The organism is Streptosporangium sp. NPDC002524 (assembly GCF_040295985.1).
In the GTDB taxonomy this organism is placed as follows: Bacteria; Actinomycetota; Actinomycetes; order Streptosporangiales; family Streptosporangiaceae; genus Streptosporangium.
In genome coordinates this window covers 474,861-497,490 of the sequence record NZ_JBEOWK010000001.1, presented here as the reverse complement: position 1 = coordinate 497,490, position 22,630 = coordinate 474,861, and the positions used below count along the sequence as shown (strand labels likewise).

At 72.1% G+C, this 22,630-nt stretch carries 21 protein-coding genes; 14 read left to right on the top strand and 7 right to left on the bottom strand.

Annotated features, from left to right (window positions below):
* Nucleotides 1-160: 160 nt before the first annotated feature.
* Nucleotides 161-1,903: a glycoside hydrolase family 43 protein gene (locus tag ABT053_RS02090; RefSeq protein WP_350966948.1), complete on the top strand. Its 1,743-nt coding sequence runs from the start codon at nt 161-163 to the stop codon at nt 1,901-1,903.
* 108 nt (nt 1,904-2,011) lie between these two features.
* On the opposite strand, the gene ABT053_RS02085 is transcribed toward ABT053_RS02090, so the two are convergent.
* Nucleotides 2,012-2,593, bottom strand: a complete 582-nt coding sequence (locus ABT053_RS02085; RefSeq protein WP_350966947.1) for an HD domain-containing protein — start codon at nt 2,591-2,593, stop codon at nt 2,012-2,014.
* 387 nt (nt 2,594-2,980) lie between these two features.
* Here ABT053_RS02085 and ABT053_RS02080 point away from each other — a divergent pair, with 387 nt between their 5' ends.
* Both ABT053_RS02080 and ABT053_RS02075 read left to right on the top strand, forming a co-directional pair.
* Nucleotides 2,981-3,952, top strand: a complete 972-nt coding sequence (locus ABT053_RS02080) for an AraC-like ligand-binding domain-containing protein (protein ID WP_350966946.1) — start codon at nt 2,981-2,983, stop codon at nt 3,950-3,952.
* Nucleotides 3,953-4,240: 288 nt separating this feature from the next.
* On the top strand, nt 4,241-4,762 hold the full coding sequence (locus ABT053_RS02075; protein WP_350966945.1) for a hypothetical protein: 522 nt from the start codon (nt 4,241-4,243) through the stop codon (nt 4,760-4,762).
* Nucleotides 4,763-4,973: 211 nt separating this feature from the next.
* Here ABT053_RS02075 and ABT053_RS02070 read toward each other — a convergent pair whose 3' ends face one another.
* Genes ABT053_RS02070 through ABT053_RS02060 form a run of 3 tightly spaced genes read right to left on the bottom strand, consistent with a single transcriptional unit; the run spans nt 4,974 to nt 8,187 of the window.
* Nucleotides 4,974-5,906: a carbohydrate ABC transporter permease gene (locus ABT053_RS02070; RefSeq protein WP_350966944.1), complete on the bottom strand. Its 933-nt coding sequence runs from the start codon at nt 5,904-5,906 to the stop codon at nt 4,974-4,976.
* Nucleotides 5,907-5,908: 2 nt separating this feature from the next.
* Nucleotides 5,909-6,835: a carbohydrate ABC transporter permease gene (locus tag ABT053_RS02065; RefSeq protein WP_350966943.1), complete on the bottom strand. Its 927-nt coding sequence runs from the start codon at nt 6,833-6,835 to the stop codon at nt 5,909-5,911.
* Complete coding sequence (locus ABT053_RS02060) at nt 6,832-8,187, bottom strand: extracellular solute-binding protein (protein WP_350966942.1); 1,356 nt, start codon at nt 8,185-8,187, stop codon at nt 6,832-6,834. Before ABT053_RS02060 ends, ABT053_RS02065 begins: the two co-directional genes overlap by 4 nt.
* Before the next feature lie 359 nt (nt 8,188-8,546).
* Here ABT053_RS02060 and ABT053_RS02055 point away from each other — a divergent pair, with 359 nt between their 5' ends.
* Together ABT053_RS02055 and ABT053_RS02050 are read left to right on the top strand one after the other, a co-directional pair.
* Nucleotides 8,547-11,003 (top strand): beta-xylosidase/alpha-l-arabinosidase, encoded by a 2,457-nt coding sequence (locus ABT053_RS02055; protein WP_350966941.1) that lies wholly within the window; start codon nt 8,547-8,549, stop codon nt 11,001-11,003.
* Nucleotides 10,987-12,042 (top strand): LacI family DNA-binding transcriptional regulator, encoded by a 1,056-nt coding sequence (locus tag ABT053_RS02050; RefSeq protein ID WP_350966940.1) that lies wholly within the window; start codon nt 10,987-10,989, stop codon nt 12,040-12,042. The genes ABT053_RS02055 and ABT053_RS02050 overlap by 17 nt, the downstream gene beginning before the upstream one ends.
* 170 nt (nt 12,043-12,212) lie before the next feature.
* Here the strand turns inward: ABT053_RS02050 and ABT053_RS02045 are convergent, their stop codons facing one another.
* From ABT053_RS02045 to ABT053_RS02035, 3 genes are all read right to left on the bottom strand, one after another.
* Nucleotides 12,213-13,394, bottom strand: coding sequence for a N(5)-(carboxyethyl)ornithine synthase (locus ABT053_RS02045; protein WP_350966939.1), 1,182 nt, complete (start codon nt 13,392-13,394; stop codon nt 12,213-12,215).
* Nucleotides 13,395-13,529: 135 nt separating this feature from the next.
* Complete coding sequence (locus tag ABT053_RS02040) at nt 13,530-14,093, bottom strand: DUF4142 domain-containing protein (protein ID WP_350966938.1); 564 nt, start codon at nt 14,091-14,093, stop codon at nt 13,530-13,532.
* Between the two features lie 146 nt (nt 14,094-14,239).
* Nucleotides 14,240-15,382, bottom strand: coding sequence for an ROK family protein (locus tag ABT053_RS02035; RefSeq protein ID WP_350966937.1), 1,143 nt, complete (start codon nt 15,380-15,382; stop codon nt 14,240-14,242).
* A gap of 105 nt (nt 15,383-15,487) precedes the next feature.
* Between ABT053_RS02035 and ABT053_RS02030 the strand changes: the two genes are divergently transcribed.
* The 9 genes from ABT053_RS02030 to ABT053_RS01990 all read left to right on the top strand — a co-directional run bounded on the left by ABT053_RS02030 (nt 15,488) and on the right by ABT053_RS01990 (nt 22,438).
* Nucleotides 15,488-16,216, top strand: coding sequence for an amino acid ABC transporter ATP-binding protein (locus tag ABT053_RS02030; protein ID WP_350966936.1), 729 nt, complete (start codon nt 15,488-15,490; stop codon nt 16,214-16,216).
* Between the two features lie 107 nt (nt 16,217-16,323).
* The gene (locus ABT053_RS02025; protein WP_350966935.1) at nt 16,324-17,244 is read left to right on the top strand and encodes a glutamate ABC transporter substrate-binding protein; all 921 of its coding nucleotides are present in this window, start codon (nt 16,324-16,326) and stop codon (nt 17,242-17,244) included.
* Nucleotides 17,244-17,888: an amino acid ABC transporter permease gene (locus ABT053_RS02020; RefSeq protein WP_350966934.1), complete on the top strand. Its 645-nt coding sequence runs from the start codon at nt 17,244-17,246 to the stop codon at nt 17,886-17,888. Before ABT053_RS02025 ends, ABT053_RS02020 begins: the two co-directional genes overlap by 1 nt.
* A 151-nt stretch (nt 17,889-18,039) precedes the next feature.
* Nucleotides 18,040-18,867: an amino acid ABC transporter permease gene (locus tag ABT053_RS02015; RefSeq protein WP_350966933.1), complete on the top strand. Its 828-nt coding sequence runs from the start codon at nt 18,040-18,042 to the stop codon at nt 18,865-18,867.
* Entirely contained in the window at nt 18,860-19,810 is a 951-nt protein-coding gene (locus ABT053_RS02010; protein ID WP_350966932.1) for an asparaginase, read from the top strand. The genes ABT053_RS02015 and ABT053_RS02010 overlap by 8 nt, the downstream gene beginning before the upstream one ends.
* Nucleotides 19,807-20,553, top strand: a complete 747-nt coding sequence (locus ABT053_RS02005) for a copper homeostasis protein CutC (protein WP_350966931.1) — start codon at nt 19,807-19,809, stop codon at nt 20,551-20,553. The genes ABT053_RS02010 and ABT053_RS02005 overlap by 4 nt, the downstream gene beginning before the upstream one ends.
* A 229-nt stretch (nt 20,554-20,782) precedes the next feature.
* Nucleotides 20,783-21,382, top strand: a complete 600-nt coding sequence (locus ABT053_RS02000) for a sulfite oxidase-like oxidoreductase (RefSeq protein WP_350967104.1) — start codon at nt 20,783-20,785, stop codon at nt 21,380-21,382.
* The gene (locus tag ABT053_RS01995; RefSeq protein WP_350966930.1) at nt 21,352-22,110 is read left to right on the top strand and encodes a ferredoxin reductase; all 759 of its coding nucleotides are present in this window, start codon (nt 21,352-21,354) and stop codon (nt 22,108-22,110) included. Before ABT053_RS02000 ends, ABT053_RS01995 begins: the two co-directional genes overlap by 31 nt.
* Nucleotides 22,111-22,165: 55 nt before the next feature.
* The gene (locus ABT053_RS01990; protein ID WP_350966929.1) at nt 22,166-22,438 is read left to right on the top strand and encodes a DUF6510 family protein; all 273 of its coding nucleotides are present in this window, start codon (nt 22,166-22,168) and stop codon (nt 22,436-22,438) included.
* Nucleotides 22,439-22,630: the final 192 nt, after the last annotated feature.

The window sequence follows — 22,630 nt, the reverse complement described above, 5'->3', positions numbered from 1 at the left end:
GGAAACCGGGGCGGACCCCTGACACGCTCGCGTACGCCGGCCCGGTCCCGGGCCGCGTCGGGGAACCGGGGCGGATTCCCGACACGGACCGCCTGCGCCGCCCCGGCCCCTCAGCCGCAGGGGTCCTCGAAGGAAGACCCGGACACACCAAGGGAGTCTCGTGTACACCAACCCCGTCATCCCCGGTTTCCACCCCGACCCCTCGGTGTGCCGGGTGGGCGCGGACCACTACCTCGTCACCTCGTCCTTCGAGTGGTTCCCCGGGGTCCCGATCTTCCACAGCCGCGACCTCGTGCACTGGCGGCAGCTCGGCCACGTCCTGGACCGGCCGTCCCAGCTGGATCTGGACGGCGTACGGCCCTCCGGCGGTATCTACGCCCCCACCCTCCGGCACCACGAGGGCGTCTTCTACATGATCACCACGTTGATGGACGAGCCGGGCAACTTCCTGGTCACCGCCACCGACCCGGCCGGGCCGTGGAGCGACCCGGTGTGGTTCCCCGAGACCCGGGGCTTCGACCCCTCGCTGTTCTTCGACGACGACGGCCGCGCCTGGATGACCGGCACCCGGCCGAAGGCCGCCGGGCGCTACGACGGCGACAGCGAGATCTGGCTGCGCGAGTTCGACCCGGCCACGCTCAAGCTGCTCGGCGAGGAGCACGTGATCTGGGAGGCGGCGCAGCGCGGCGGCGTCTGGTGCGAGGGCCCGCACATCTATCGGATCGGCGCCCACTACTACCTGCTCACCTCGGAGGGCGGCACCGCCGAGGACCACGCCGTCATGGTCGCGAGAGCCGAGCGGATCACCGGCCCCTACCTGGGCAACCCGCGCAACCCCGTCCTCACCCACCGCCACCTCGGGCTGCGCCACCCCGTCACCAGCGTCGGCCACCCCGACCTGGTCCAGAACGCGGAAGGGGAGTGGTGGTCGCTCCTCCTCGCCACCCGCCCCTACGGCGATCTCCCAGCCCCTCTCGCTCCCGCCGCTCCCGTTGCTCTCGCTGCTCCCGCCGTTTTCGCTGCTCCCGCCGCTTTCGCCGGGGACCGTCTCCACACCGGATCCGCCGCCTCCCCGGACGGCCGCTCCCCGGACGCCGCTTCCCCGGACGCTGTCTCCCCGGACGCCGCCTCCCGAAGTGGATCCGCCGGTGACCGGCAGCCCACGACGGCCGCCGTCCGCGCCGCCAAGGGCTACAACCTGGGCCGCGAGACCTTCCTCACCCGTGTCCGCTGGGAAGACGACTGGCCGGTCTTCGACCAGGTGGAACCGCACGCGCAGGCCCCCTCGACCCCCGCGTGCCGCTGGCCCGCCACCCCCGCCTGCGACCACTTCGACGCCCCGCGCCTCGCGCCCGTCTGGAACCACCTGCGCACGCCCCGCGAACCGTACTGGAACCTGGCCGGCAGCCGCCTCACGCTGCGGCTGCGACCGCAGACCCTGCGCGAGCGGGCCGCGCCCAGCCTGGTCGCCCGGAGGCAGCAGCACATCGCCTTCGCGGCCCACACGGTGATGGAGTTCCGCCCGGAGGGGAAGGAGTGCGCCGGGCTCGTCCTGTTCCAGAACGACGACTTCCACATCACGTTCCTCCTCACCGCGCACGGCCTGGAACTCACCCGCCGCTCCGACGGCACGGACACCCTCCTGGCCCGCGCCGACGTCGTCCCGTCCGGCCCGCTGTGGCTGGGCGTGGAGGCCCACGGCCAGGACTACCAGGCCCGCTACGCGCTGCGCCCCGGCGAGTGGACCGACCTCGCGGCCCCGGTGGACGGCCGCGTCCTCAGCCCCACCGTCGCCGGAGGCTTCACCGGCGCCATGATCGGCCTCTACGCCTCCTCCAACGGCCACCCGAGCACCGGCACGGCGGCCTTCGACTGGTTCGAGTACCTGCCGCTTCCGGAGTGACCACCGGCACCCGTGCGAACGCGAACGGACGCGAACGGACGCGAACGGACGCGGCGCGGGTGCCGCGCTCCTCGGTGACGCGGTCGCCGGTCCTCCGGCGGCAGGGGATCAGCCCCGCTCCTCGCCGAGAACGCGTTTCACCCACTCCAGGGACCCCGTGCCGAGCGCCTCGTCCGCGAGGCGCCTGGCGGAGGGGGTCCTCAGCGCCGCGAGCGAGCCGTCGATCCAGGGTTGCATGTTCCGGTAGCCCTGCTCGCGGTACTCGACGGCCTGGATGAGGCACTCCAGCTTGTCGGCGTCGCGGGCGCAGACGGCCTCGAGGGTGGCCTTCTGCTCGTACTCGCCGACCGCGCCGCTCACCATCTCCGCCACCGGACCGGGGACTCCGCGTACCTGGTCGGCGGTGACCTCCTCGTTGGGGGCCGCGGTGAGGTAGCGCCTGGCGAGGTGGTGGATGTCGGTGATCCGGGTCTCCTGGGTGTCGTGGAACAGGCTCATGAACGCCGCCCGCTCCGGGTCGCCGCCCTCCAGCGCGGCGATCACACTCGCGATGACCGCCGTCCGGAAGGAGTGGTCGGCGACGCTCTCGGGATCCCGTACGCCCGCGACCAGCCAGCCCGTGCGCTTGTAGCGCTTGAGCAGGCCGAGCTCGTACAGCAGGCCGGTCAGTCCCGACAGTTCCTCCGCCATGGAAGTCCCCTCTCACCCTCGATGGACCCACGCTGAACGACCGCTTCCGGCCCCCGCCGGGACGGCCTCGTCCAGCGTACGAACCACCGCGTTCCCGGGGGTGTCCGTCATCATGGCCGGACACACCCGTCCGGGTTCTCGCCGGTGGCGGGTCCGGTCGTCCCGGATTCGGCATGGTCGCGTATCGCGGTCCTTACGTGACACCAAGACACGGATCGTTTGTCAGCTTTCGTCCCCTCCCGGAGGGGAATTGACTTACAACACGTGAACGAAGAGAGAAAATGGCGTCCGGAACGTAGAAGGAGCTTTCATGTCCGCTGATGAGCGCGGGAGGTCGTCACCGCTCCCTTCCTCGGAGGCGAAACACGCGGCGGAGAGGTGGCCGTGATGCAGACGGTGTTCCGCAGCCAGGACCTGCCCGCGTCCGACCGGTTCGCCTGGTGGCACGAGATGACCGAACAGGCGCTCGTGCCCACCGTGATGCGCAGCGACGACGAAGCGGAGTTCCCCGCCAGCCTGCATCTGCTCGACCTCGGCGCGGTCCAGCTGACACGGCTGTCCTACCCCCCGCTGCAGTCGCGGCGCAGCCCGCTCCTGGTGCGCCGGGCCGACCCCGAGATGTACTCCCTGTCGCTCACCCTGCGCGGCACCATGACCATCGACCACCACGATCGCCAAGCCGTCGCCACCCCCCAGGACCTCCTGCTGTACGACTCCTCCCACCCCTTCCACGCGCACACCGCCGCCGACGGCACCGGCAACGTCGAGGGCATGATCCTGCAGTTCCCCATGTCCCTGGTGTCGTTGCCGGTCGACAAGCTCGCCCGCCTCACCGCCACCCGCCTGCCCGGCACCCGGGGAATCGGCGCGCTGCTGGTCAGCCACCTCACCGCGCTGACCCGGCAATCGGGGGGCTACTCCGCCGCCGACACCGCCCGCCTGTCGGCGATCACCCTGGACCTGTTCGCCGCGATGTGCGCCCACCACCTGGAGGCCGAGGCCGCGCTCCCCCCGGAGACCCACCGGCAGGTGCTGCAGGCGCGCGTCCACGCCTTCATCCACCAGAACCTGGGTGACGCGGACCTGCGCGCGGAGACCATCGCCGCCGCCCACCAGATCTCCGTCCGCTACCTGTACAAGCTGTTCCAGGACCAGGGACTGAGCGTGGCCGCGTGGATCCGTTCGCGCCGCCTGGAGCGCTGCCGTCGTGACCTGGCCGACCCCGCCCTGGCCTCCCGGCCGATCCACGCCGTCGCCGCCCGCTGGGGTTTCACCAACAGCGCCCACTTCAGCCGCGTCTTCCGCGCCGCCTACGGCCTCTCCCCGGCCGACTACCGCCGCCACCCCGGCACACGGTGAGGCGGAAACCGGCAACAGCTGTACAGAAATCGGCAACGACGTGCCGCTCCGGCCCCGGTAAGAATGATCACAGGCGGGAAAGCCCGGCGCATCCCCGACCATGAACGTCCGCACGCCGTGAAACGCCTGGCCGGCGCCGAAGGCGTTCGGTGACTCGCCGTGCCGTCCCGCCTGCCGGAGGAAGGCGCACGCGACGGCTTCCGCGGCTTCCGGAACGGTACGGGCCGGGCTTCGGCCGTTCGGGCGGCGGCTGGATCGTCGGACGGCAAACGGGCGTGGAGGAGAACGGTGAGCGAAGACCTCGGGGCGGGGCTGTCGGCGGTCGAGATCGTCCCCATTCATGTGCTGCTCCCGGCAGGCTCGCCGCGGAGCGCGGGCGGGGACGTGCGGCGCGTGCGCCTGCCCTCCGAAAGGGGCGGCACACCGCTCCCGGTGATCCTGCACCGCCCCACCATGCGGGTCGTGGACGGGATGCACCGGTTGCGGGCGGCCACGTTGCGGGGAGAGGAGACCGTACGGGTACGGTTCCTCGAAGACGGCGCGGAGGACGTCTTCGCGGTGGCCGCCAACGAGGGCGGCCAACCGGCGGCGCGGCCGGGGCGCGACGGCCGGATCCGCCCGCCGGACGGCTCCGACGGCCGGGTCCGCGCGGCCGAACCGGCGGTGGAGGAGACGTGTTCCCCGCTCCGGCGGATCACGCGGCAGCCGGGGATCTCACCGGGCACGGTACGCGACGCCCGTGACCGTCCGAGGCGGGGAGAGGTCTCCCTGTCACGCTCGCTGCCGTCCGCCAGCCTGCCGCCGGACTGACGCTCCGGCAGCGGCCGGACCGCTCGTCCTGGCCGGCCCGCCGCCGCTCGTCGTCCTCGTGCTCTTCCAGCGCCAGGTCACCCGCGGCGTCACCCGCGGCGTCGCCCGCACCGGCCCCGCCGGACGGTGATGGGAGTCCGGCGGGGCCGGGAAAGGCCCGGCGCGCCACGCGGGCGGACCGCGACCCGGCACGCCGGGCGGCGGGGCGCGGTCACTTGCCGAAGCCCGCCGTCAGGCCGCTGAGCAGCTGGCGGCGGCCGACCACGTACAGGAGCAGGATGGGGAGCGTGGTGAGCACGACCGAGGCGAGCACGGCCGGGACGTTCACGCTGTACTGCCCCTGGAAGGTCCACAGCGCGAGCGGCAGCGTGCGCTTGTCGGGGCTCTGGGTGAGGATGAGCGGCAGCAGGAACCCGTTCCAGATCGTCAGCGCGTTGTAGATCGTCACCGTCACCACGGCCGGCATGGTGAGCGGCAGGGCGAGACGCCAGAGCGTCGCCAGCTCGCCCGCGCCGTCCAGCCGCATCGACTCGAACAGCTCCTTGGGCACGTCGCGGATGAAGTTGGTCAGGACCAGCACCGACAGCGGGATCGCGAAGGCGATCGACGGGAGGATGAGCCCCGTCAGCGAGTCGTACAGGTGCAGCCGGATGATGATCAGGTAGATGGGGATGATGGTCGCCTGCAGCGGGATGGCCAGGCCCATGAGGAAGAGCGCGTTCACCCCGCGCAGGAAGCGGAAGGCGTTGCCGCCCCGGACGATCGCGTACGCCGCCATGAACGCGACCGCGACCGACGGGACGACCGCGCCGACGGTGACGATGAGGCTGTTGAGGAAGTACAGCGGGAAGTCGGACTCGACGACCAGCCGGTAGTTGTCGAGGGTCGGCTCGGTGGGCGGCGCGAGCGGGTTGGTGGCGTAGTAGCTGCTCTGCGCCTTGAAGCTGGTGATGAAGATCCAGTAGATCGGCACGATCACGATCGCCAGCCACAGCCAGCCCGCGGCCCCGCCCAGCCAGTTGCGGCGCTCGCCGAGCGCCCGGGTGCGCTGCCCGCCGCCCGCCGGTGACCGGCGCCGGTGCCCGCGCGGTCCCGACTGGAGCGTCTCGGTCCGCCGGGGTTCCGTCGTCCGGGTCATGCCCATGGTCAGGCCCCTTCCATCTGGCTGGCGTTGGCGTCGCGTCCGCCGAGCCGGCGCAGGAGCAACGCCAGGGCGAGGCCCACGAGGACGAGGATGACGGCGATGGCGCTGGCCGGTCCCATGAGGTTGGCCTGGAACCCGCGCTTGTACATGTCCAGGGCGAGCACCCGGGTGGCGTCGCCGGGACCGCCCGCGGTGAGCACGAAGATCAGGTCGAAGAAGGTCAGCGACCCGACGACCATCAGGGTGGAGGACGTGATGATCGTGTACTTCAGCTGCGGCAGCGTGATGCTGAAGAACCTGCGGACGCGGCCCGCGCCGTCTATCTCGGCGGCCTCGTACATGGAGCGCGGGATCTGCCGCACGCCGCCCTGGTAGATCAGCGAGTGGAAGGGGATGAACTGCCACGACACCACGAAGATCACGACACTGAAGGCGAGGACGGGCTCGCCGAGCCAGTCCTGGACGAGCAGGTCGAGGCCGAGCCCGGCGCCGAGCCCGAAGTTGGGGTCGAGCAATGCCTTGTAGGCGATCGCGATGGCGGCCGAGCTGAGCAGCAGCGGGATGAAGTACAGCACCGCGAGCAGCGAGCGGTAGCGCTGCCGCCCGGCCAGGAACACCCCGATCAGGATGCTGATCGGCGTCTGGACCGCCCAGGAGACGGCCATCACCAGCAGCGTCACCCAGATGGCGTGCACGAGGCCGGGGTCGCTCAGCACGGCCCGCCAGCTGGTGAGCCCGGACATCTGGATGTCGCCGAGCTGGTCCCAGGTCGTGAAGCTGAGGAAGAGGACCCCGACCAGCGGGATCACCCCGAAGGCGACGAAGATCACCAGGGCCGGCACGGCCAGCCACGGCAGGACGCCGCCACGGCCCCCTCGCGTGGCGGCCGGCGGCGTCCCTCTCCGGGCGGGGGTGGCGAACGCGCTCAACTGCCGATGACCGCGTTCATGTTGGACACGAACTGCTGCGGCGTGATCGACAGCTGGAACAGCTTGGCGATGTTGTCCAGCAGCACCTCGGCCGCGGTGGGGCTGAGCGCCTGGTCCCAGGACTGGGCGAACGACTTGGCGTTGCTGGCGATGCCGTAGACGAAGTTCAGGAAGTCCGCGTCCTTGGCGCTGGCGAACGCGCTGTCGGCGCCGTTGACGATCGGCACCGCGCCGGTGCCGGCCCACTCCTTGACGTCCTCGTCGTTGAGCACGGCGGTCGCGAAGAACTTCTTCGCGATCTCCTTCTGCTCGGGGGTCGCCTTGGAGGAGATCGACAGGTACTGGCCGGGGTTGCCGACGGTGTTACTGGGGTCGCCCTTGCCGCCCTCGACCGGCGGGAAGTTCATGTAGCCGAGGTGGCCGCCGGAGACGAAGTCGCCGCCGTCGGTCGACATGCTGCCGTACGTCCAGCCGCCGTGCAGCATCATCGCGGCCTTGCCGGTGTACAGCAGGGCCTGGTCGGCGTTGGAGTCGGCGGTGATCGAGGAGAAGCCCTTGATGAACCCGTCGGCCTTGACGAGGTCCTGCAGCTTGGTCAGGGCGTCGAGGGCGGCGGGGTGGGACCAGGCGTCCTTCTTGGCGTCGAACACGGCCTGGAACACCTCGGGGCCGCCGATGCGGTCGAAGAGGAACTCCAGCCACATCATGTTCGTCCAGCGGGACTGGCCGCCGAGGGCGAACGGGGCGATGCCGGCGGCGTTGAACTTGGGGACCAGGGCCATGATGTCGCCCCACGACTCCGGGGGCTTCACGCCGACCTGGTCGAAGATCTTCTTGTTGTAGTACAGGACGATGGGCTGCATGGTCTCGGCCGGCATCGCGTAGATCTTGCCGTCGATCGTGGCCGCCCCGAACGAGGAGGCGAACAGCCGGTCCTTCACCGCCGGGTTCTGCTCGAACCACGGGGTGAGGTCCTCCACCTGGCCGGCCTGCACGTACGTGCGCAGGGTCCCGCCGCCCCAGCCCCAGATGATGGTGGGCGCCTGGCCCGCCCCGATCGCCGTCTTGATCTTCGTCTTGTACGCGTCGTTCTGCAGGGCCGTGAACTCGATCTGCCCGTTGGGGTTGGCCTTGTTGAAGCGCTCCACGGCCCTGGTGCGCACGCCCTCCTGCGGCTGGACCGACAGGAACCAGTAGCTGGCCTTGCCCGCGGCGGCCGCGCCGCTCCCGCCGGTCGCGCCACCGCCCGCCGGGGCGGGGCCGGACGTGCCGCAGGCCGCCAGCGCGGCCCCGAGGGGGATGCCCATCGAGAGGGCGAGGAAGGTGCGGCGGGATGGTGTCGTTGACTCCACGCTGATCTCCGTATGTCGAATGCCGGGGCGGGGCTGGGCGGGACTTCAGGTGAAACATCGGTGGCGGTGGCCGTCGGTCGTGGATCGGCACCTCTGCTGCCAGGCGTCCGTCCCCCCGAGCCCAGCATGTCGAAACATTTCCGAAACAGGCCGCGTGGCACGTCAATTTAGATTTCTACCAACCGCCTGTCAAGGGGGTGGCCACATGTCGGCACGAGCTTGGTATACGAGGGACTTGGGGTACTCTCATCAGGGACTTTCCTGGTCACCTTGGGTGCGCCAGGATGTGAGCAGAGCTCCCGCAACTCGTCGAAATATTTCGAAAGAGAGCGGGAGCGGGTTTTTCTTGAGGAGAGCACATGACGGCGCTAGATGGGACCTCCGCGGCGGGCCGGACCCTCCGGTCGTGGCAGGACCCGGCACTCCCGGTGGCCGAGCGGGTCGACGCCCTCCTCGCGGAGATGACCCTGGAGGAGAAGATCGGCCAGCTCGGCAGCCGGTGGCCCGGCAACGCCATGCAGGCCGGCCAGGACGAAGAGCCGAAGGAGGGTTCCGAGGGCACGGCGAACGTCGCCCCGATGCAGGACGTCTTCGCGGCCTCGGGGACGGTGCCCTTCGAGGAGTCGATCCGCCACGGGCTCGGCCATCTGACGCGGGTGTTCGGCAGTGCCCCGGTGACCGCGGCGGAGGGCGCCGCCGAGGTGGTGCGGCTGCAGTCCGAGGTGGTGCGCCACTCCCGGCTCGGCATCCCGGCGCTGGTCCACGAGGAGTGCCTCACCGGTTTCACCACCTACGGCGCGACCGTCTACCCGGCGGCCATCGCCTGGGGCGCGACGTTCGACCCGGACCTGGTGGAGCGGATGGCCGCCGCCATCGGGCGGGACATGCGCGCGGTGGGCGTCCACCAGGGCCTGTCGCCGGTGCTGGACGTGGTGCGCGACTACCGCTGGGGCCGGGTCGAGGAGACCATGGGCGAGGACCCGTACCTCGTCTCGATGCTCGGCGCCGCCTACGTGCGCGGCCTGGAGGGCGCCGGGGTCATCGCCACGCTCAAGCACTTCGCCGGATACTCCGCCTCCCGGGCGGCCCGCAACCACGGCCCGGTGCCGATGGGGCGGCGCGAGCTGATGGACATGATCCTGCCGACGTTCGAGACCGCCATCGTCGAGGGCGGCGCGCGCTCGGTGATGAACTCCTACTCCGACGTGGACGGCGTGCCCGCCGCGGCCGACTCGTGGCTGCTCACCGACCTGCTGCGCGACGAGTGGGGGTTCACCGGGACGGTGGTCTCCGACTACTGGGCGATCCCGTTCCTCGCCACGACGCACCAGGTCGCCGCGGACCCCGCCGAGGCCGGGGCGCGGGCGCTGGCCGCGGGCGTCGACGTCGAGCTGCCCGACACGCTCGGCTTCGGCCAGCACCTCGCCGGGCGGGTACGCCGGGGCGAGCTGCCGGAGGCCCTGGTCGACCGGGCCGCCCGGCGCCTGCTCACGCAGAAGGTGGAGCTCGGGCTGCTGGACCCCGACTGGACGCCGGAGGGGTCGGTGGCCGGGGCGGGGTCCGTGGACCTGGACTCACCGGCCAACCGGGCGCTGGCCAGGGAGCTCGCCGAGCGGTCGATCGTGCTGCTCGACGCGGGCACCGCGCTGCCGTTGCTGGGTGAAGGGCGGCCCGAGCCGCGCAGGGTGGCCGTGGTCGGCCCCTGCGCCGACGACCCGCGCACGTTCATGGGCTGCTACGCCTTCCCCAACCACGTGCTGCCCCGCCACCCGGGGCTCGGGCTCGGCGTGGCCGCGCCCAGCCTGCTCGACGCGCTGCGGGCCGAGCTGCCCGGGGCCGAGCTGGTCCACGAGCCGGGCTGCGAGGTGCGGGGCGACGACCGCTCCGGCTTCGCCGCCGCGCTGCGGGCGGCCCGCGAGGCCGACGTGTGCGTGGCCGTCGTCGGCGACCTGGCGGGCATGTTCGGGCTGGGCACCTCGGGCGAGGGCTGCGACGCCGAGGACCTGCGGCTGCCCGGCGCGCAGGAGGACCTGCTGGCCGAGCTCGCCGCCACCGGCACGCCGGTCGTGGTGGTCGTCGTCTCCGGCCGCCCGTACGCGCTGGGCCGGGTGGCCGGGACGGCCGCCGCGCTCGTCCAGTCGTTCATGCCGGGCGAGGAGGGCGGGGCGGCCGTCGCCGGGGTCCTGTCGGGGCGGGTGCAGCCCGGCGGGAGGCTGCCGGTGCAGATCCCGCGCGGCCCCGGCGGGCAGCCGGGCACCTACCTGCAGCCGCCGCTGGGTTCCAACAGCCACGGCATCAGCAACCTCGACCCGACCCCGCTGTTCCCGTTCGGGCACGGCGCCTCGTACACCACCTTCGCGATCGACACCCTGAGGATCGATGACGCCGAGGTGCCCACCGACGGCGAGTTCACCGTGTCGGTGCGCGTGCGCAACACCGGGGAGCGGGCGGGGGAGGAGGTCGTCCAGCTCTACCTGCACGACGTGGTCGCCCAGGTGACCCGGCCGGTGCGGCAGCTCACCGGGTTCGCCCGGGTCCGGCTGGAACCCGGCGCGAGCGCAGTGGTGACCTTCGTCGTGCCCGCCGACCGGACCGCGTTCACCGGGCGCGACCTGCGGCGCGTCGTCGAACCCGGGGACATCGAGGTGTTCGTGGGCGCGTCGGCGTCCGACCTGCCCTGCCGGGGCCGCATACGATTGACCGGCCCGCTGCGTCACGTCGGCGTGGGCCGGCGACTGGTCACCCGCGTGAACGTGGAACCGGCACCGGGCTCGTCCGCCACACAGCAGGGAGGAACAGATGCCGGCCAGTCCTAGACGGGCCACGCTGGCCACGGTCGCGGCCTCGGCGGGCGTGTCGATCGCGACCGTGTCGAAGGTGCTCAACGGCCGGGGCGACGTCTCCCCGGTGACCCGCTCCCTCGTGGAGTCGCTGCTGGAGCAGCACGACTACGTCGCGCCGCCGCAGCGCCGCAGGGACGACGCCGTGGTGCCGGCCACGATCGAGGTGGAGCTCGACGCCGACCTCAACCCGTACTCGACCGAGATCGTCCAGGGCGCGGTGCGGGCCGGGGCCGAGGTCGACGCGGCGATCGTGGTGAGCATCCGGACGAGCGACGACCGCGGCGCGGCCTGGGCCCGCGGCCTGGCCACGGCCGGGCGGCGGGCCGTGATCGCGATCACCAGCGACCTGACGGCCGGGCAGCTCGCGGCCCTGTCCCGGGCGCGCCTGCCCCTGGTCGTGATCGACCCGCTGAACCTGCCGCAGACCAGGGGGGTCACCAGCGTCGGCTCGACGAACTTCGCCGGGGGCCTGGCCGCGACGCAGCACCTGCTCGCGCTCGGCCACCGCCGGATCGCCTATCTCGGCGGACCGGCCACCGCCGCCTGCAACCAGGCCCGGCTGCACGGCTACCGCGCCGCCATGGAGGCCGCGGGCGCCCCGGTCCCCCCGGGCCACGTGCGGGAGGGGCACTTCCAGTACCAGGAGGGGGTGACGGGCGGCGCGGCCCTGTTCGGCCTGCCCGAGCCGCCCACGGCCGTCTTCACCGGCTGCGACGACATCGCGCTCGGCGTGCTGGAGGCGGCCAGGGCGCGGGGGCTGCGCGTGCCCGAGGACCTCAGCATCGTCGGCTTCGACGACACCCAGGTCGCCCGGATGGCCTCGCCCCCGCTGACGACCGTGCGCCAGCCGCTGCGGGAGATGGGCGGCGTCGCGGTGCGCACGGCCCTGCGCCTGGCGGCGGGCGAGCGCGTCGACTCCCACCACGTGGAACTCGCCACCGAGCTGGTCGTACGCGGCTCCACCGCCCCGCCCGAGGGCTCCACCGGTCAGGGCTCCACCGGTCAGGGCTGACCCCCTCGCGGCGGGAAACCCGACCTGCTCATGGCGGGGAGCCTGATCCGCTCACAGCGGAGAGCTTGACCCGCTTACGGCGGGAGCCTGACCCGCTCGCGGCGGGGAGCGTGGAGGGCTCCGCCGGTCACGTGGACATCGTCCGGGGGCTTCTCGACCGGCGGGAAGGGCTACTGCCGACCGCCGGCCGCGAGGGCCGGGGAGGCGCTCCGCTCGCGCGGGTACGGGTAGTCCGGTGAGCGGTGCTGGAAGGACAGGACGGCGGGGTTCTGGACGACGCCGTCGCGGATCTCGACGGCCCGCCGGATGGTGTCGTCCGCGTCCCAGGCCGCCGGGCCGTCGAGCACCGTCCGCAGGTGGGGCAGCAGGGCCTCGCTGATCTCCCAGGTGGCCGAGTCCCACAGGTACGACGGGCTGTGGTCGACGCCGTAGTAGCGGACGTTGTCGCCCACCTCGAACATCGGGTCGGCGAACGTCGTGGGCCGCGCCCAGCTGAAGCCCATCCCCTCGTCGCAGGACACGTCGACGACGAGGGTGCCGGGCGCGAAGGCGGCCAGGTCCTCCTCGTCGGCGAACATCAGCGGGGCGTCGGTGTCCTGCAGCACGCAGTTGACGACGATGTCGTGGTCGGCGATGAAGGCCGCCAGCGGCGTCCGCCCGCTCTCGGTGAGCGCGTAGCTGCGGTTGGGGTCGTCCGCCTCGTGCTCGAAACGCACGATGCGCGCCGAGTGGATCGGTGAGGCGACCGCGGTGACGTCACGGAAGGTGAGGAGGTCGATGTCGTTCACGCCGTGCGCGTTGAGCGCCGTCACCGCGCCGCGCCCCGTCGCCCCGAAGCCGATGACGACCGCCCGCAGCCTCCGGCCGTAGACGCCCGTCGTCCCGATGAGCCCCAGGGCGTGCAGGACCGAGGAGTAGCCCGCCAGCTCGTTGTTCTTGTGGAAGACGTGCAGGTTGAACGCGCCCTCGCGGGTCCAGTGGTTCATCGCCTCGAAGGCGATCAGCGTGAGCCGCCGGTCGATCGCGAGCTGCGTCACCCTCTCGTCCTGGACGCAGTGCGGCCAGCCCCAGACGATCTGCCCCTCACGCATCTCCTCAAGATCCTCGGCCAGCGGCTTGGGGAGCAGGATGACGTCGCACTCCGCGAGGAGCCGCTCCCGGGGGAGCAGCCCGGCGACGTACGGTGCCAGCTGCTCGTCGGAGACGCCGAAGTGCTCGCCGTAGCCGCGTTCGAGGTGGACGCGCCCCCGGAGGTCGGGGTCGATCCGCTCCAGGTGCAGCGGGTGGATCGCCAGCCGGTGCTCGTTCTCCTTGCGTGATCGTGACACGACGCCGAGGCTGAGCTGATCCATGGGGGCTCCTATGATTGGCTCCCTGTCTAGCACAGGCCGCGTCCTGGTCAGGCATTTCAGGCATCCGGGCCCCACGCCGCCGGGGGGTTCGCGACTCCCCGTCGCCTCTTCTCGGAACCCCCGCTCGGGGTCTCCTCAGCTCTCCGAGGGGGCGGGCGTGGGGGTCTCCTCGGCGTGCAGGAGCAGGTCTATGTGCTCCCGTACGACGGGCCTGGCGTCGGTGGCGAGCTTCTTGACCTCGGGGGAGGAGCCGCTCTCGATCTCCTTCTCGATGGCGTCGAGAGTCTCGCGGTGGCCCTCGACCTCCTCGCTGATCCAGGCCTTGTCGAACTCCGCGCCGCTCAGCGTCTCCAGCTTGCCGAGCTGCTCGCGCTGCGCGGCGGTGGGCCGGTCGGGGAGCTTGACGCCGAGCCGGCCGGCCACGTCCCGTACGGCCTCGTCCAGTTTCGTGTGATCGGCGACGAACCGTTCTCCCAGGTCGCGGACGGTCTCGGCGCTCTCCCGCCCCGTCGTGTCGGCGGTCTTCGCCTCGGCGGCCCTGCCCCCCGCGATCTCGGCCAGGTTGGCCTGGTGCGCCTGGACGAGGAAGTCCCTGTCCTGCCGGCTCACGGTCTGCGGGGTGGGCGACAGGGCGGCGCCGGCCGTGCCGCCCGTCACGGCCACGGCGACGGCCAGCGAGATGATCATCTTTCGAACCATCGGATCCTCCGTCGGTCGGTCCACGGTCGGAATAAGCACCTATTCCTCATATGTGCCTATCTAGGGAGATATAGCGCCATAAGCGGTAGATAGTGCTAAAAGAACGCGTGCGATGTGGCTGGGCGAGGGGCCGTACCCCCCGTCCCTCAGCTGAGGACGGCGTCCAGCAGGAGGGAGCCCGCGCCGAGGAGGGCGGCGTCGGGGCCGCCCCGGGTGACGGCGATCTCCAGGTCGCGGGTGGCCAGGGGCAGGCAGCGCTCGTAAACGGCGGCGCGGATGGCGGAGATCAGCGGCTCGGCGGTGGAGAGGCTGCCGCCGACGACGATGGCGTCGGGGTTGAGGAAGTTGACCAGGACGGTGAGCACCTCGCCGATGAGGCGGCCCGCGTTTCTGACCAGGGCGGTGGCCTCGGGCACGCCGTCCTCGACCAGCGCGACGACGTCGGCGGGGCGCCGCGTCGCGATGCCGAGCCCGGACAGGGCGTCCATGAGCGCGGCGCCGCTCGCGTAGGCCTCCAGGCAGTCGGGGTGGCCGCACGAGCACATGGTGGAGGAGTCGGTCCTGACCCGGACGTGGCTGATGTCGCCGGCCGCGCCCCTGCCCCGGTGCAGGCGGCCGTCGACGATCACGCCGCACCCTATGCCGCTGCCGGCCTTGAGCACCATGAGGTTGTCGAACCCCGGCCACGAGCGGGCCTCGCCGACGGCGAGGAGGTTGGCGTCGTTCTCGACGAGCACCGGCAGGTCGTAGTGGGCGCCGAGATACTCGGCGACGGGGAAGTTGTTCCAGCCGGGCATGCGCGAGGGGGACACCACCCGGCCGCTGCCCGGGTCGACGGGGCCGGGGATGCCGGTGCCCACGCCGCGCAGCGGGACGCCGGCCGGGCCGTGGGCGAGCAGCAGGTCGTCGAACGCGGAGGCCATCCAGTCGAGGGTCGCCTCGGGGCCGAGCGCTATGTCGCAGGCGCGCTCCTCGACGACGAGGGGGACGCCGCTGAGGTCGAGCAGGCCGAGGCGGGCGTGGTGGGCCCCCAGGTCGGCCACCGCGAGCAGGCCCGCGGCCGGGCTCACCCGCAGCTTCCGGGGCCGGCGCCCGCCGCTGGAGGTCCCCGGGCCCTCCTCGACGAGGAGCCCGGTGTCGATCAGCTCCTCGACGCGCAGGGAGACGCTCGACGCCGCCAGGCCGGAGACGCGGGCCAGCTGGGCGCGCGACTCGGCGTGACCGGTGGCGACGAGACGCAGAAGGTCGCCCTGTGCGCCGCGCACCGGCAGCCGCTCTTTGCCTGACATGAACTAGAGGAATACCACGTCTGTACTTACTACGGCAACGTGTTGACTTGCGTGAGAATCATCCGTTACCTTCCGCTTTATCTTCGATTTCGAAGGAAGATGGCAATGATTCAGGTCAAAGGGTTGAACAAGTGGTTCGGCGACCACCACGTGTTGCGCGACATCGACCTTGATGTGGCGCGGGGCGAGGTCGTCGTGGTGGTCGGCCCCTCGGGGTCCGGCAAATCCACGCTGTGCCGCTGCCTCAACCGGCTGGAGACGGCCGGTTCCGGCGACATCCTCGTCGACGGCGTCCCCGCCCCGGTGGAGGGCCGCGAGCTCGCCCGGCTCCGGGCCGACGTCGGCATGGTGTTCCAGTCGTTCAACCTGTTCCAGCACAAGACCGTGCTGGAGAACATCGTGCTCGCGCCGATGAAGGTCCGCGGCGACGGCCGCGCCGAGGCCGAGGCGTCGGCGCGGAGACTGCTGGAGCGCGTCGGCATCGCCGAGCAGGCGGGGAAGCTGCCCGCCCAGCTGTCCGGCGGGCAGCAGCAGCGGGCCGCCATCGCCCGCGCGCTCGCCATGCGGCCCAAGGTGATGCTCTTCGACGAGCCCACCTCGGCGCTCGACCCGGAGATGGTCGGCGAGGTGCTGGACGTAATGGTCCGGCTCGCCGCCGACGGCATGACCATGGTCGTCGTCACCCACGAGATGGGCTTCGCCCGCAGGGCCGCCGACCGCGTGGTCTTCATGGACGAGGGCCGGATCGTCGAGACGGGCGAGCCCGGCGCCTTCTTCGAGGCTCCCGCGACGGACAGGGCCAGGGACTTCCTGGCCAAGGTTCTCACTCACTGATCTCACTGATCTCACTGATCTCACTGAGATCACTGATCTCACTGAGATCACTGATCTCACTCACCGATCGAAAACGATCCAGAAGTTCCAGAAGGATGGTGGGCCCGATGGTGTCCATGAAGCGGCTGGCCGCTGTCGCCGCTGTGTCCATGCTCGGCCTCTCGGCCTGTGCCGGTACGGATCCGGCGAGCCCGGCCGTACCGGGCGAGGCGAACAAGGGGACCGACCTGATCGCCTCGGCGCCGGTCGCGGCGGCCGCGGACATCCTGCCCGGCTCCACGATGGAGAAGATCAAGCAGCGCGGCGAGCTGATCGTCGGCGGGTCGCTCGACGCGCCGCTGCTGTCGCAGCAGAACCCGACGACCGGCGAGGTCGAGGGGTTCGACGCGGACATGGGCAAGGCGCTCGCCAAGTTCATCATCGGCGAGCCCAAGGTGAAGATCGTCAACTCGGCCTCGGAGACCCGCGAGGCGCTGCTCTCCAACGGCACCGTGGACGTCGTCTTCCAGACCTACACGATCACCCCGGAGCGGGCCGAGCAGGTCGCCTTCGCCGGGCCGTACTACTCCTCGGGGCTGAGCCTCGCGGTCAGGAAGGGCACCACGGGCATCGCCAGGCCCGAGGACCTGAACGGCAAGACCGTGATCGCCGGAGCCAACACCCCGGCCATCCCGGCGATCAAGAAGCTCGCCCCGCAGGCCAAGATCGTGACGTTCGGCAGCGACCCCGAGTGCATGCAGGCCCTCAAGCAGGAACGCGGCGACGCCTACGTCCAGGACGAGACGCTCCTGGTCGCCAACGCGCAGAAGGACCCGTCGGTCGAGGTCGTCGGCAGCCCGTTCACCGAGGACCCGTACGGCATCGGCCTCAAGCACGGCGACGACCAGTTCAAGAAGTTCGTCAACGACTGGCTGAAGAAGATCCAGGCCGACGGCCTCTGGCAGAAGACCTGGAAGAACTCCCTCGGCACGGTCGTACAGGGTGAGGCTCCCACCCCGCCGCAGATCGGATCGGTGCCGGGGTCCTGATGTCCGCCCTCCTGGACCACCTGCCCGAGTTGTGGCAGGGACTGGTCGTCACCCTCCAGCTGACCGCGGCGTCCTTCGCCGGCGCCGCGGTCGCGGGGCTCGCGATCACCGCGATGCGGGTCAGCCCGGTCGGCGTCCTGCGCGGGATCGGCACGGCCTACGTGGAGACCTTCCAGAACCTGCCGCTGCTGGTGCTGCTGGTGCTCGCCGTCTTCGGCCTGCCCGAGATCGGGCTCAAGGCCGACCTGCTGGTGACGGCCATGATCGTCATCGCGCTCTACGAGGCCGCGTACATCGCCGAGGCCCTGCGCTCCGGCGTCAACGCGGTCTCCGCCGGGCAGGGCGAGGCGGCCCGCGCGCTCGGGCTCACCTTCGGCCAGTCGTTGCGCCACGTGGTCCTGCCGCAGGCGCTGCGCACGGTGATCCAGCCGGTCGGCAACATCTTCATCGCGCTGACGATGAACACCTCGCTCGCCGCCGCGGTCGGCGTGGTCGACCTCACCGCCGCGGCCAACCGGGTGAACCTCGCGGAGGCGCAGCCCATCCCGATCTTCGTCGGGGCGGGCCTGGCCTACGCGCTGATCGCCGCCTGCGCCGGGTTCGTCACCGGGCGGCTCGAACGACGGCTGGTGGTGGTCCGGTGAACGTCCCGCCCTTCGACGGAGGCGCCCCGCCCTTCCCGGTCCCGGTTCCGGTCCCGGCCTCGGGCGCGGTCCCGGTCCCGGTCGCGGTCGCGGGCCCGGTCGCGGGTGGAACGGCCGGTGTCCCGGCCTCGGGCGGAACGGCGGTGCTCCGGTGAGCAATCTCCTCTTCGACCAGCCGGGCCCGCGTGCCCGGCGCAGGATAAGGATCGCGACCGCGGTGGGGGCGGTCGCGGTCCTGCTCCTGCTGGCGCTCGCGGTCCGCCAGTTCGCCGCCAACGGCCAGCTCGACGCCGACCGCTGGTCGCCGTACGCCACCTGGCCGATGTGGCGCTACCTGCTGAACGGCCTGTGGGCCACCGCGCTCGCCGCCGTCGTCTCGGCCGCGCTCGCGATGGCGGCCGGGCTCGCCCTCGCCCTCGGCCGGCTCTCGCGGCACAGGTGGGTACGCGTGCCCGCCGCCACGTACGTGGAGGTCGTGCGGACCGTCCCGGCGCTGCTGCTGGTCTACGTCGTGCTGTTCGCGCTGCCCCGCTACGGGCTCGACCTGCCGCTGTTCTGGAAACTCGTGGTGCCGCTCGCGATCTCGAACGCCGCGGCGTTCGCGGAGATCTTCCGTGCCGGGGTCCTGTCCGTGGAACGCGGCCAGGGCGAGGCCGGTCTCGCGGTCGGGCTCACCCGGGGCCAGACCATGCGCCTGATCGTGCTGCCGCAGGCGGCCAGGCGGGTGCTGCCCTCGATCGTGAGCCAGTCGGTGGGCCTGCTGAAGGACACCTCGCTGGGCTTCGTGGTCAGCTACGCCGAGCTGCTCTACAGCGGCAAGGTCCTGGCGACCTTCAACGGCCTGCTCATCCAGACCTACATCATCGTCGCGCTGATCTACCTGGTGGTCAACGCGTCGCTGTCCAAGCTCGCCCGTACCCTCGACGCCCGCGACACCCCCGGGGCCCGCCGGATCAGAAGGAGACCCGCCCGTGCCTGAACTCGTCCCGCTCGCCGAGGTGGTGCGCTCCGGATTCGTGGAGAGCGTGCACTTCGGCAGCGCCGTCGCCCTGGCGCCCGACGGCACCGTCGCCGTCGCCAGGGGAGCGGTCGGCGCGCCGGTGCTGCCGCGCTCCTCGGCCAAGCCGTTCCAGGCGCTGGCCTGCCTGCTGTCCGGGGCGGGCCTGAGCGGCCCCGGCCTGGCCATCGCCGCGGGCAGCCACACCGGCCAGGACTTCCACGTACGGCTCGTCGCCGACATCCTCGCCGGGGCCGGGCTCGGCTTCGAGGCCCTCGGCTGCCCCGCGGACTGGCCCGAGGACGAGGCCACCCGGCACATGCTGATCCGGGCGGGCCTGACGGCCTCGCGCGAGCGGATGAACTGCTCGGGCAAGCACGCCGCGATGCTCGCCGGGTCCGTCGCCTCCGGCTGGGAGACCGCCTCCTACCTGGACGCCGAGCACCCCCTGCAGCGGCGGGTGCGCGCCGTGACCGAGGAGCTGTCGGGGGAGAGGGCGGCCCACGTCGCCGTCGACGGGTGCGGCGCCCCGCTGTTCGGGCTCTCGCTGACCGGGCTGGCGCGGGCCGTACGGGCCCTGGTCGTCGCCGAGCCGGGAACCCCGCCGCGCATGGTCGCCGACGCGATGCGCGAGTACCCCGAGTACGTCGGCGGGACCGGGCACGTGAACACCTCGCTGATGCGGGCGCTGCCCGGGGCGGTGGCCAAGGGCGGGGCCGAGGGGGTCCTCGTCGTCGCGCTCGCCACCGGGCACGCGGCGGCCGTCAAGGTCGTCGACGGGAGCCCGCGGGCCACGAGCGCGATCGCGCTCGCCGCGCTCAGGGCGGCCGGCGGGGACGTCTCGGGCGCGGCGGGCTTCGCGACCGTTCCGGTCCTGGGCGGGGGCCGACCAGTCGGTGAAATTCATGCTTTGGAGGAAAAATGAGTCTTAGATATGAGATCTGCATTGACAGCACCGCGGGCGCGCTCGCGGCCGAGCGGGCCGGGGCGCACCGCGTCGAGCTGTGCTCGGCGCTCTTCGAGGGGGGCCTCACCCCGACCCTCGGCACCGTCGAGGCGACCCTCGCGGCGGTCTCGGCGATCCGGGTCCACGCGATCATCCGCCCCCGGGGCGGCGACTTCATCTACGACGAGTACGAGATCGCGGCCATGGAGCTCGACGTGGCCACGATCAGGGACGCGGGCGCGCAGGGCGTGGTGATCGGGGTGCTGACGCCGTCGGGCGAGGTGGACGTCGAGGTGGCCAAGCGCCTCATCGGCGCGGCCGGGAACCTCTCGGTCACCTTCCACCGGGCCTTCGACATGACCGCCGACCCGTTCGCCGCCCTGGACACCCTCGCCTCCCTGGGCGTCGACCGGGTCCTCACCTCCGGCCAGGACGTCACCGCCCTGGAGGGCGCGCCGCTGATCGCCTCCCTGGTCGAACGGGCGGGCGACGACCTGATCGTCATGCCCGGCGGCGGCATCACGCCCCGCAACGTGCACCGCGTGGTCGAGGCGACCGGCGCCTCCGAGATCCACTTCGCCGCCCTGGTCGACGAGCCCAGCCCCGCCGTGCACCGCAACCCTCACCCCTTCATGGGCGGCGAGCTGCGCCAGCCCGAGTACAGCCGCCTGGTCACCTCCCCGCGCCTGGTCTCCGAGGTGATCGCCGCCTCGGGCACCTGAGCCCACGGGAGTCGTTTCCGCCGCGTACGTGCGCAGGGGCCACGTCCGCGGCCCCCGGCGCGACTCACCGAGGCCCGCCCGGTGACGTGTGGCGCGGCCGGGTGTGGTGAGATTTACCTAGTTGTCGTGACTCGTCGGCTCGTCGGCTTTGTCGACTCGTCGGCTCGTGATCGGTTCGAGGGACGTGTCGCGGCTGTCATGACCTGCCGGACAGTGGGAGGTGGGCGTCATCGGTATCGTCTCGCCCGGGTTCTTCGGCCGCCGCCGCGCCGGCAACCCGGATCTGCCGCCGGGGCAGTACCTCACGGAGGACTTCCCCGTCCTGTCGGCCGGGCCCACGCCCCTGGTCTCCACCGACGACTGGAGCCTCGGCGTCACCACCGAGACCGGCGAGACCGTCCGCTGGAGCTGGGCGGAGCTCAACGCCCTGCCCGTGGAGCGGTTCACGGTCGACCTGCACTGCGTCACCAAGTGGTCCAAGCTCGGCACCACCTGGGAAGGCGTGTCGCTGGACACCCTCCTCGACGGCGTGGAGACGTCCGCCGAGTACGCGCTGGCGGCCTCCTACGGCGGCTACACCACCAACCTCCCGCTGGAGGACCTCCTCGACGGCCGGGCCTGGATCGCCGTCCGCTACGAGGGCGAGCCCATCACCCCCGAGCACGGCGGGCCAGCCCGGCTGCTCGTGCCCCACCTCTACCTCTGGAAGAGCGCCAAGTGGGTGCGCGGCCTCCGGCTCCTCGACGAGGACCGGCCGGGCTTCTGGGAGGGCGTCGGCTACCACAACTACGGGGACCCATGGCGCGAGCAACGGTACTGGGGCGACTGACCTGGAGGGTCGCCACGGTCACCGCCGTGCGCGACGAGACCCCCGGAGCACGCACGATCACCCTGGACGTCCCCGGCTGGCCGGGCCACCTGGCCGGCCAGCACGTCGACGTACGGCTCACCGCCCCCGACGGCTACTCCACCCAGCGCTCGTACTCCATCGCCTCGGCCGCCGACGGGGACCGCGTGGAGCTCACCGTCGAGCTGCTGCCCGACGGCGAGGTCTCCCCCTACCTCGCGCGGGTCCTCTCACCGGGAGACCCGCTGGAGGTACGCGGCCCGATCGGCGGCTGGTTCGTCTGGCGGCCCGAGACGCCCGAGCCGGTGCAGCTGGTCGCGGGCGGCTCGGGGGTCGTCCCGCTCATGGCGATGGTCCGCGCCCGCGCCTCGGCCGGGACCGGCACGCCGTTCCGGCTCCTGTACTCCACGCGCGGGCCGCGCTCGGCCCTCTACCGCGCCGAGCTGGACCGCCGGAGCGCCGACGGCTCCGGCCTGGACGTCACCTACGCCTACACGCGCGAGGTGCCCGACGGCTGGGAGCGCCCGCCCGCGCGGGTCGGCGCCCCCCTGCTCGCCGAGGCCGTCTGGCCCCCCGAACGGGAACCCGCCGTCTTCGTGTGCGGGCCCACCGGCTTCGTCGAGACCGTCGCGGGCCTGCTCGTCTCCGCCGGCCACGACCCCCGCCTGATCCGCACGGAACGCTTCGGCCCCAGCGGAGGACGACCGTGAACTCCTCCGGCGGGCGGGGTCTCCCGCACCGCCGGTCGCACGCTGGAGGTATTCGATGAGCCAGGACCACCTCGACGGGAACGCGGCGGGCGGAGCCCTGCGCGACGTGTTCGCCGTCGACCTGACCGCCGCCACCGGCCAGTGCACCGCTTGCGAGCGGACCCTCGTGCTGGCCGAGGTGCTCCTCTACACCCACGCCCCGGGCCTGGTGGCCCGCTGCCCCGGGTGCGAGGAGGTCGTCTTCCGGCTCGTACGGGCGCCGGGACGGGCGTGGCTGGACATGCGCGGCATGACCTGCGTCCAGTTCGAGCTGCCCGCCGGCTCCTGATCACCCGGGGCCCGGCCCGATGGCGGCGGTGCCGTGCCGGAAGACTCACCGGCCCGGGGACGCCGGTGCCTGACGCCCGGAAGCGCCAGGACTCAGCGCTTGAGGGCGGTAAGGCTCGGTGCTCGACGCCCCGGGACCGGTAGGGCTCGGTGTTCGACGAGCCGAGACCGGTAAGCCTCGGTGTTCGACGAG